This is a genomic window from Arthrobacter sp. Y3225116, from assembly GCF_059091245.1.
Genome location: NZ_JBNHGL010000114.1, coordinates 1 through 9,220, shown reverse-complemented (window position 1 = coordinate 9,220; position 9,220 = coordinate 1). Strand labels below are relative to the sequence as shown.

At 65.1% G+C, this 9,220-nt stretch carries 10 protein-coding genes and 1 pseudogene; 5 read left to right on the top strand and 6 right to left on the bottom strand.

Annotated features, from left to right (window positions below):
* Positions 1–21 precede the first annotated feature (21 nt).
* Entirely contained in the window at positions 22–1,521 is a 1,500-nt protein-coding gene (locus tag AC5RV2_RS11240; RefSeq protein WP_494092395.1) for a sensor histidine kinase, read from the bottom strand.
* A gap of 160 nt (positions 1,522–1,681) precedes the next feature.
* Entirely contained in the window at positions 1,682–2,449 is a 768-nt protein-coding gene (locus AC5RV2_RS11235) for a response regulator transcription factor (RefSeq protein ID WP_494092394.1), read from the bottom strand.
* Between the two features lie 301 nt (positions 2,450–2,750).
* On the opposite strand from AC5RV2_RS11235, the gene AC5RV2_RS11230 reads away from it, so the two are divergent.
* The 3 genes and pseudogenes from AC5RV2_RS11230 to AC5RV2_RS11220 all read left to right on the top strand — a co-directional run.
* On the top strand, positions 2,751–3,014 hold the full coding sequence (locus tag AC5RV2_RS11230) for a hypothetical protein (protein ID WP_494092393.1): 264 nt from the start codon (positions 2,751–2,753) through the stop codon (positions 3,012–3,014).
* Between the two features lie 326 nt (positions 3,015–3,340).
* The gene (locus AC5RV2_RS11225; RefSeq protein WP_494092392.1) at positions 3,341–3,793 is read left to right on the top strand and encodes a hypothetical protein; all 453 of its coding nucleotides are present in this window, start codon (positions 3,341–3,343) and stop codon (positions 3,791–3,793) included.
* Between the two features lie 52 nt (positions 3,794–3,845).
* Positions 3,846–4,159, top strand: a pseudogene (locus tag AC5RV2_RS11220) (IS110 family transposase); the annotation flags it as partial.
* 84 nt (positions 4,160–4,243) lie between these two features.
* Here AC5RV2_RS11220 and AC5RV2_RS11215 read toward each other — a convergent pair.
* From AC5RV2_RS11215 to AC5RV2_RS11205, 3 genes are read right to left on the bottom strand one after another with little or no spacing between them, the layout of a single operon-like run.
* On the bottom strand, positions 4,244–5,011 hold the full coding sequence (locus tag AC5RV2_RS11215) for an SCO1664 family protein (protein ID WP_494092391.1): 768 nt from the start codon (positions 5,009–5,011) through the stop codon (positions 4,244–4,246).
* The gene (locus AC5RV2_RS11210) at positions 5,011–5,556 is read right to left on the bottom strand and encodes a DUF3090 domain-containing protein (protein ID WP_494092390.1); all 546 of its coding nucleotides are present in this window, start codon (positions 5,554–5,556) and stop codon (positions 5,011–5,013) included. Before AC5RV2_RS11210 ends, AC5RV2_RS11215 begins: the two co-directional genes overlap by 1 nt.
* A 24-nt stretch (positions 5,557–5,580) precedes the next feature.
* On the bottom strand, positions 5,581–6,273 hold the full coding sequence (locus AC5RV2_RS11205; protein ID WP_494092389.1) for a histidine phosphatase family protein: 693 nt from the start codon (positions 6,271–6,273) through the stop codon (positions 5,581–5,583).
* Positions 6,274–6,533: 260 nt separating this feature from the next.
* On the opposite strand from AC5RV2_RS11205, the gene AC5RV2_RS11200 reads away from it, so the two are divergent.
* Both AC5RV2_RS11200 and AC5RV2_RS11195 read left to right on the top strand, forming a co-directional pair.
* Positions 6,534–7,193: a Type 1 glutamine amidotransferase-like domain-containing protein gene (locus tag AC5RV2_RS11200; RefSeq protein ID WP_494092388.1), complete on the top strand. Its 660-nt coding sequence runs from the start codon at positions 6,534–6,536 to the stop codon at positions 7,191–7,193.
* 194 nt (positions 7,194–7,387) lie between these two features.
* Positions 7,388–8,074: a DUF4240 domain-containing protein gene (locus tag AC5RV2_RS11195; RefSeq protein ID WP_494092387.1), complete on the top strand. Its 687-nt coding sequence runs from the start codon at positions 7,388–7,390 to the stop codon at positions 8,072–8,074.
* 60 nt (positions 8,075–8,134) lie between these two features.
* Here AC5RV2_RS11195 and AC5RV2_RS11190 read toward each other — a convergent pair.
* The coding region (locus AC5RV2_RS11190) for a peptidase M16 family protein (protein ID WP_494092386.1) at positions 8,135–9,220 on the bottom strand (1,086 nt) is incomplete at its 5' end.

The window sequence follows — 9,220 nt, the reverse complement described above, 5'->3', positions numbered from 1 at the left end:
CGGCACAGAATGCCCTGTGTGTCACGCTGCTGGCAGCTCCACGGTGAACACGGTCCGGCCGGGTTCGGATTCCACGGTGGCATCTCCTCCGTGGGCGCGGGCCACCGAGCGGACGATCGACAATCCCAGTCCCGTGGAACCCTCACGCGTGGTCCGGGCGGTGTCCCCGCGCACGAAGCGGTCGAACAGCCCGGACCGCAGTTGCTGGCCAATCCCCGGACCGTCGTCCTGCACGGCGAGACGCACGGTCCCGACGCCGGCCTGAACCTCCTCCTGCAGGCGCACCAGCACGGTGGTGCCGACTGGGGTGTGCTTGCGGGCGTTGGAGAGCAGGTTGGCCACCAACTGGGCCAGTTGCCGCCGGTCGCCGAGCACCGTCACGGGCTGATCGGGCACGTCCATCATCCAGTGATGGCCGGGACCGGCTGCGGTGGCGTCGGTGACGGCGTCCACCACGACCTCGCCCAGGTCCACCTCGCCGAGCGGCACGTCCCGTCCGGCGTCAAGACGGGCCAGCAGCAGCAGGTCCTCCACCAGGGAGCCCATCCGCTCGGCCTGGTTGAGCACTCGGGCCACCGATTCCCGGCCGCGGTCGGTCAGAGGCTCGGTCAGCCGGATCATCTCGGCGTACCCGCGGACGGCGGACAGCGGGGTGCGCAGCTCGTGGGAGGCGTCCGCCACGAAAGTGCGGAGGCGTTGCTCGGATTGGTTGCGCTGCTCGAACGCGCCGTCCACGGAGTCGATCAGCCGGTTCAGGGCCTGGCCCACGTCCCCGACCTCGTCGCCGGGGCGGGCCAGATCCACTGGTACCCGGTAGGGCATCAGGGAGACCTCACCGGATCCCATGGGCACCGCGGCCACTTGGGCCGCCGCGTGGGAGACCTTTCTGAGGGGCCACAACGAGCGGCGGATCCACCACCAGCTCAGCAGCCCAGCCAGCACCAGGGCAGCCAGCGAGCCCAGGAGCTGCACCTGCGCCAGGTCGGCCTTCGTCCTGTCCACCGCCGCGGTGGGCAGTCCCACGACCGCCACGCCGTCCTCATCGTCGACGACCTCCGCGTGCACGAGGAACTGGCCCTCGTCCAGGTCCATGGATCGGCTCAGCCGGACATCGTCCATGGCCGCCGCCTCCTCCTCCGGCAGTTCAGCCAGTTCGGCGTCCTGCGCTTCCTGGGCCCGCAATGTCTCCTCGGCCAGTGCGCCCAGCCTCTCCACATCGGGCGCGGAGAGCTCCACCGTCTGCCATTCCTCATCCAACCGCGACGCCTGGACGACCTCGCCGCCGGTCATGAGTAGCACCAGCATCCCCGCCTGCTGGCCCGGGGCGTCCAGCGGATCGTGGGTGAAGTCCGGCGCGTTCTGCCTGCCGCGCCACAGGTAGGACCAGGAACGATCCCAGGCCTGCTGCACGTTCTCCTCCAACTGGGCGTCCACCGTGCGCCCGGCCAGGGCCAGGGAGGTCAGGGTGAAGGCGCTCAGCACCACGGCCAGCAGCACCACGACGCCCACTGCCGTCCTCACGGCCAGGCTCATCCGCAGCCGGTGCCGGGCGGCCACACCGTCCCGGCCGGAGCCGTCGGCCGAGACGGGCCCCCGGCCCGGGGCCGGGGGAATCGGCGGAAAGGTCGACGGCGGGGAGGAACCGGGAGGCGGGCCGGAGGACGAGTTCACTGTCCCCGCCTCAGGGCGCCGGCCGCAGGACGTATCCGGCGCCGCGGACTGTGTGGATCATCGGTGCCCGCCCGGCATCGACCTTCTTTCGTAGATAAGAGATGTACAGTTCGACGATGTTCGCCTGGCCACCGAAGTCGTACTGCCAGACGTGGTCCAGGATCTGCGCCTTGGACAAAACGGCCCGGGGATTCTCCATGAGGTACCGCAGGAGCTTGAACTGGGTGGCCGTGAGATCCACCGGCTCACCCCCGCGCCGGACCTCGTGGGTGCGGACATTGAGCACCAGGTCTCCGACCACCAGTTCGTCCGAATCTTGCGCGGCCACCTTGGAACGCTGGACCAACCGGTGCAGGCGGATCAGCACCTCCTCCAGCGAGAACGGCTTGGTGACGTAGTCGTCCCCGCCGGCGGACAACCCACGGATCCGGTCATCCACCGAGTCCCGAGCGGTCAGGAACAACGCCGGCACGTCCGTGTGGAAGGCGCGGATCCGCTCCAGCACCTGAAGCCCGTCGAGTTCCGGCAGCATCCAATCCAGCACCAGCACGTCCGGGTGGGTGTTGCGCGCGGTCTCGACGGCGGCGCGTCCGGCATGCGCGACGTGCACGTCCCAGCCGCACAGGGCCAGGCCCATTGCGACCAAATCCGCCAGCATCGGCTCGTCGTCCACTACGAGCGCACACAAAGGACTGCCGTCCGGATGGGCAAGCTCGGGCAACACCTCGCGCAGGGCCGCCAGTGACGTGGGTGAACCTAATCTGGTCGATGAGGACACGCAGGACTCCTGAAATAGGGCGGAGTTGACAACACCATAGTTACAGTCCAGACGCCCATCCTGTCAGAAACAACAGCAAAAACTGTGCCCTGGCTGTGCATTCTGCGCCCGGGATAAGGCTCCCCCAGGCGGGACCGCTGTGGCCGCCTCCGCGTGCCGACCGCGGTGCTGGGGAGGGGCGGGCGCGTGATCCGTGGACCACGCCCTGTCGCAGTCGCCGTTACCGGCGTAGGCTTCGGCTGTGCCGGCTCTGTCCGCGGGACGTCCGCCCGGCCGGCAGTCGCCCACAAAGGAGTCCGCCATGACTGTTCTGGTCCAAAACCTTGTGCCCGGCCTGACCCGGGAACAGTACGAAGGCATCGCCGCCGCTCTCAGGGACAAACTCATGGCCGCGCCCGGCTTCAACGCTCATTTCGCTTATGAGAGTGAAGGCGGAATGACCGTCGTGGAGATTTGGGAGGCGGCCGCGCAGCACGACGCCTGGTTTGACAACTATGTCAGGCCAAACCTGCCGGTGGAGTTCACCCCGGAGAAGCACGAACTGGCGAACGTGATGACAGCCTAGCGCTGCTATTTGTTCTCGTAGCGAAAGGTTTTGCGAGTCAGGTTCAGCTCGGTCGTCTGCAACAGACCTCCGCGGTGCCATTGCCTGGTTCTGGATCGGCTCGCATCAGCGAAGTCCGGTCAGCAATTAGCGACCAGGACTAAATCAGCAACCCAGCCTCAGAGTTTTCAGCGCAGTCTTCGTCTTGGAGCGCGCAGCAGGACCGCAATCCTGTCGGTCAGAAGTTATTGCTTCGCAACGTCCATTTCCTTCCGCGCCCGCCGTCCCGCGGTTAGCGTGAGATAAACGTTGCAACTGACTGAAGCACGTTCAGCGAGGAGGCGACGATGGACTACATGCCCATCAATGTAACGCCCCACCCGTTCCTTCTGAACGCCGCTTTGATCGTGGGCGGGATCGGGTTCCTCGTCATTCTGCTCGCTTCAATTCGCAAGTCGAACAAGGTCGTCACCGCCGGTTCCTACATCGTCATTTTCGTGGCGGTGCCTCTGCTGGTGGGGCACGCGATGGTCTCCAGCAATGCCGATGAGGAGAACCGCAAGGCGATGCAGTACAACCTGCTGGAGAAATACGGGGACAGCATGGGGCTCGCCGGAGTCGGCTACGTCGAACCGGATGGTGAAGGGCACGTTCTGGAATTACAGTTCGCGACCAGCAACGTAGATGAATTGCACGATCTCAGCAACATAGACTATCTGTACACGACTTTCCATGAGGAAACGGGCGAGCCGTTCCTTGTCGACACGAGCGCTCCTGACGGCAGGAGCCAAGCAGGTTAGTTGCTGGGGAGCGCGTACGTCCTGCTGGTGGAGAATACGCTCGACCTCGTGGGCCCACCCCCTTCACCTCGTCCTGACCTCCATGCCGGCGGGCGGCGTCAGGACGGAAGCACGGATCATCACCGAGATCGCCCGTCTTGGAATTCGCCTCCGCAGGACATCCGCCCTCCTCTCAAACGTCCCTATTCCTCTCCGCCTTCGCAGCCCTGAAGGACCCATTTTCACGCGCCTACTACGACCGGAAACGCGCCGAGGGCAACCGCCCCAACCAAGCACATCGCTCTCGCCAGACGGCGCTGCGATGTCCTTTTCGCCATGCTCCGCGACATGACCCTCCATGAAACACCGCCGCTCAAGGCAGCCTGACCCTCTTGACGAAGAACATATGGACCCCCTCGCAGAGGGCGGCTCAACGGCGCACAGCCCGCGAAGCCCGTAGCCGTAATCCCCTCAGAACAGCGGCCAGGGCACCGCAGACATCGCACCGCTCGGAGCCGGAAACCGCCCTGTCAAGCGCAACCGGGCGCAGCGCGCGGCGAGCGAAGCGATTTCTTCGGCGCTGAGCAACTCCGCCAGGTTTCGGCCCAGCCCACCGTGCAGTCCCTCGCTGACACGATCTATGCCGTCGCGCTCCTCGGCGGTCAGAGCGTCTCCCAGCCATCCCCACAGCACCGTGCGCAGCTTGTGGTCACGGTGAAAGGTGAGCCCATGGTCCACGCCGTGCCGGTGTCCGCCCGTCATGGCAAGAATGTGGTCGCCTTTGCGGTCGGCGTTGTTGGTGACGATGTCGAACACCGCCATGCGTCTGAGCGCCGGCGAGTCTTCGTGAACGAGGGCGACCATCTGTCCGCTCTCATCACGACCCTTGAGAACGTGTTTCCAGCCCGTCTCCGGCACCTGGTCAGCGGCGACCAGGTTCACGGCGCTTTGGGCGGAGTCTTGCTCCTGCCAGAGCTGCACCATTCCTTCGCCCAGCGGACCATCGCGGAGCCAGGTGTGCGGCACGACGTCCCAGCCGAAGGCCTGCGAGACCAGGTAGGCGGCCACCTCCCGGTGGGCCAGGGTGCCGTGGGGAAAATCCCACAGCGGACTTTCGCCTGCTATCGGCTTATAGACGACCACCACGTCGCCGATGCTGCCCAAAAATGTCGCGTTTGAAGCCGTCGTGATGCGGCCGGTGAGCTCCAGTTCGGCGGTCACGAGGTCCGGCGCTGGCATCAGGCCTCGGGAAGGGGGCAAATGTGCCCGTCGGCGTCTATGGGGTAACCGCAAAGCGGGCACGTCGGACGTCCGGCGGCCACGACCTCGCGGGTGCGCTTGGCGAATGCGCGGGCGGTGCCGACCGGCATTCGCACCAGCAGCATTTCGGCCGCCTCAGCGTCGCCCTCATCAAGCGATTCGTCGTCGTCGGCATCGGTGATGGGGTAGGCCTCGATGACGACCTGGGCCGTCGTCGGGTCCCAGCCTAAGCTCATGGAGCCGGTGCGAAACTGCTCCTGAACGGCCTCGAGCTGGTCATCGTCGACAAGTTCAATGGGAGTACTCGTGGGAACGCTGAAGGGGTTCCCCTCCACGGTGATGAGCTGGTCGAGAATTTCGTCGATCTTCTCCGCGAGCAGGGCCGACTGCTGCTTCTCCAAGGCAATACTCACGATCTGCGTCCCCGAACGCACCTGCAGATAGAACGTCCGCGCGCCCGGAAGGCCAATGGTGCCAACGACGACCCGATCAGGCCAGGCGAACTCGTGAACACGTGTAGGCATCTCATAAGTTTAGGCACACGAGGTTCATGGCGCCTTTTGCCCCGCACCGCCGCCCACCGGCGCCTCGGCAGAGCCGATGCCGTCCGCCAGCCACGAGAGATCACCGGCGTCGGTGTTGGTCGCGTAGACGCTTGGCCGACTAGCGCCGTAGTGAACGATCGATACGGACGCTGGGCCCACGTTGATACGCTGGAACAGGTCAAGGTGCATGCCGAGCGCGTCGGCGAGGATTGACTTGATGATGTCACCGTGACTGACCGCAACCCACACGGCCCCTGGCCCGTACTCGGCCTCAAAGGCTGCATCGTGGCGTCGAATCGCTGCCACCGACCGTGCCTGCATCGCGGCCAGGGATTCACCGCCGGGAAAGACGACGGCGGACGGTTGCGACTGCACAACCGGCCACAAATCCTCGGTCGCGAGATCACTGAGCTTCCGGCCCTGCCACTCGCCGTAATCACACTCGGTGAGAGCCGGATCGACCGGCGCGTACGGCGAGCCGGCCTGGCGATCGAGGATGAACCGGGCGGTCTGCCGACAGCGCTCCAAAGGGCTCGACACCACCCCGACTACGGGCACGGCCGCGAGCCGGTCGCCGGTCAGGGCCGCCTGATCACGCCCGATCTGGTCCAGGCAGACGCCGTCGGCCCGACCGGCCAGCAGCCCAGTGGCATTGGCTGTGGTGCGGCCATGCCGCACAAGAATAACTGTCGCCATCCACCCAGCCTAACCACCCGCTCGATGGCGGTGTGAACCGCCCAGGATCGGACGTCGAACAGACAAATACAGCATTCATGGAGGGACAGACCAACCTGAGGTCGGCGTCCACGGCGAACTGTGGACAAAGTCTGACTGGATGTGTACCTATTGAAAGGCCGAGCACCAGACGGCGTGCTTAGCGGATCTTGTCGGTGAGTTCCAGCCCGTTCCCACGGCTTCGGGCACATCCACCATCCACGCGGGATCCTGGAGGCACGTTGAAGCTCTTGCTTACCTCAGGCGGCGTGACGAACCCGAGCATTCACTCTGCGCTCGTGCAGCTTCTCGACAAGCCGGTGTCCCAGTGCCGCGCCCTGATCGTCCCGACAGCGCAGTGGGGTCACCCGATGTGCGGACCGGCATCGGTGCGGAACCTCCTGGCCGCCGAGCACGACTTCCGTCATTTGTCCGGCCTGGGCTGGGCGTCGCTCGGCGTTCTCGAGCTCACTGCGCTGCCCACCATTGGCGCGGATCGGTGGGTCCCGTGGCTTCGGGAAACCGATGTGCTCTTGGTCGACGGCGGCGACGCGACGTACCTGTCCCATTGGATGCGGGAGTCCGGAGTGGCCGGGCTGCTCCCGTCACTTCCCGACACGGTGTGGGTGGGGGTGAGCGCCGGAAGCATGGTGATGACGCCGCGGATCGGGGAAGTCTTCGTCGAGTGGCCGTCCGCTCCGGATGACCGGACTCTGGGGGTGGTAAATTTTTCGATCTTCCCGCACCTGAACGCTTTCCCGAGCAACACCCTGGCCCACGCAGAGCGGTGGGCCGCCGACATAGGTGTCCCTGCCTACGCCATCGACGAACAGACAGCGATCAAGGTCGTCGACGGCTCCGTCGAGGTGGTTTCCGAAGGACAGTGGAAGAGGTTCGTGTGATGGGTGCCCAGCATGTGTGGCGTCGCGTGGCTGTATAGGACGTGGCTGGGCATTGCGAATGGTTTGTTGGGGGAGACCGAGGGGATCCACAGGTTGTTGCAGGGAATCGGCGCCGGGACGTGAAATCATGCGGGCATGACCGATAACACGGATTCGGCCACGCTACGGGAAGCTGTGGCATCGAAGAGGAATCAGTGCCTGTCACTAAAGAGATGCACCGCGGCATGAGGGCGAAGACCTGGACGCTGCCGCTGCTGGTGGCCGTGTTCACAATTGCCGGCTGCGGCCCCGGTGAGGAGGTGGCGGCGCCTGCACCCTGCGGCGGCGTCGCCACCATCGAGGACGGCGGCTTCTGGGAGATTATCGAAAGAACGCGCGCGGCCTCGGACGGAAGCACTCAGAGGCAGGCGACTGAGCTGAAAGAATGCCTGTCGGAGCTTTCCGCCGTGGAAGTCGCCGCGTTCGACGCTGAGTTCGTCCGCCACAACCAGGAGCTGTATTCCTGGGATCTCTGGGGCGCGGCCTTCGTGCTGCTGACACTCTGCGGTGACGACTGCTTCACGGATTTCCGCAGCTGGGTCGTCGCCCAGGGCCCGGATTACTACCAGGCTGTCCGGGATGACCCGTCTGCGCTGGCAGACGGACGCCTGACCAACCAGGAAGAGGTCGCCGAGGCCGAACTTCTCTCCTACGTCGCCTCCGACACCTACACGCACCTCACCGGCAGGAAAATCTGGGACGACTACCCGGACCATCCCGGCGTCTTCGACGTCGACGAACCCGCAGGCAAACGATGGAAGGAGCCCGACGTCGATGCCATGTTCCCGGAGCTGACACCGCTGCCGCTGGAATTACCTGGCTGCGCCGGTCCAGGCCCCTGAGTGAAGCGCTCCCGCGCCTGTGGGTCTCGGATTCGCCGAAGGCGACGGTGCCTTGGACTGTCACTCTTCGGGGAAGGGACGGACGATCATCGGTGGAAAGGCTTGGAGCAGGACAGTACGAAGGTTCTTGCTGTTTTTCCATTGACTGACGTCGAGGTCGGTGCTTCGTCCCCGGGAGTCCATCAGCGCGATGCAGCCGCAGCTCCGGTCTCCGACGAGGGCGACGTCGGCGAGCTTGATTGCCTTGGAGCTGCCTGGCCTATGTTTGACGAGGTGGGTGTCGGTGAGCTGCAGGCGGGTCCTTGTGGTCTTGCTGCGCCATTCCCTGCTCTCCGTGCCTGTAGTGTCGGCTTGCCGGGGTTCCCCGTAGTCGGCCTGCCATATTTCATATGGATCGACCGCCAGTCCGAGATTTCTGGTGACTCTCTTTCGGAGTTTCACGTCGCGGTGGACGGCGACGATGAGGGACTGCAGACTGGCTTTCAACATCGCTGTCAGGTCAGGCGAAGTCATGGTCATCGCCTGGTCGAGCAGCTTCTGCCGGGCAGGGGTGGTTCTCCCGAAGAGGCCGTCGTGGGCCACCTGGTCCAGATAGCTCACCGGGACCGTGTCATCCCAGGCGTTCTCCGCCTCGTACGCCTGGCGGGCGCAGTCGATGGCGGCCTGGCTGAAGCCGGACGCGGCAATAGCGCGGAGGGCCTCGACGCTTTCGTTGAGCGTCTGACCGGTGTTTTCCTCGATGGGGTCCAGCACAAGCTCAAGCTGGAGGGACCCGCCATCGAGCACAGTTGTAATTTTCTCGATGGAGTAGATCAGGCCGCGGTCATGACGCAACCGTATATTCAGCTCATAGGCCAGTGCCTCGGCGAGAAGCCCGGCGTCGCGGTGGGGGACGACTAGCGACAGGGCGACGCCGGCCTTTAGCGATTTGAACAAGGTTGGCGCGGTGATGACCGGGGCCGGCTGGTCTCTGACTACAGGCACGCCGGGTGGAAGCCGGACGTCCAGGGAATCTGGGATGGGTCCGGTGAAAGTCAGCGCGGCGTTGGCCCACGTGAACCATCTCTTGACCCAATCGATGGTCTCATCCATGCTGATCCCGATGGTTCCGGGTGCACCGAACTGGCCAATCCCTGGCCCGCGCGG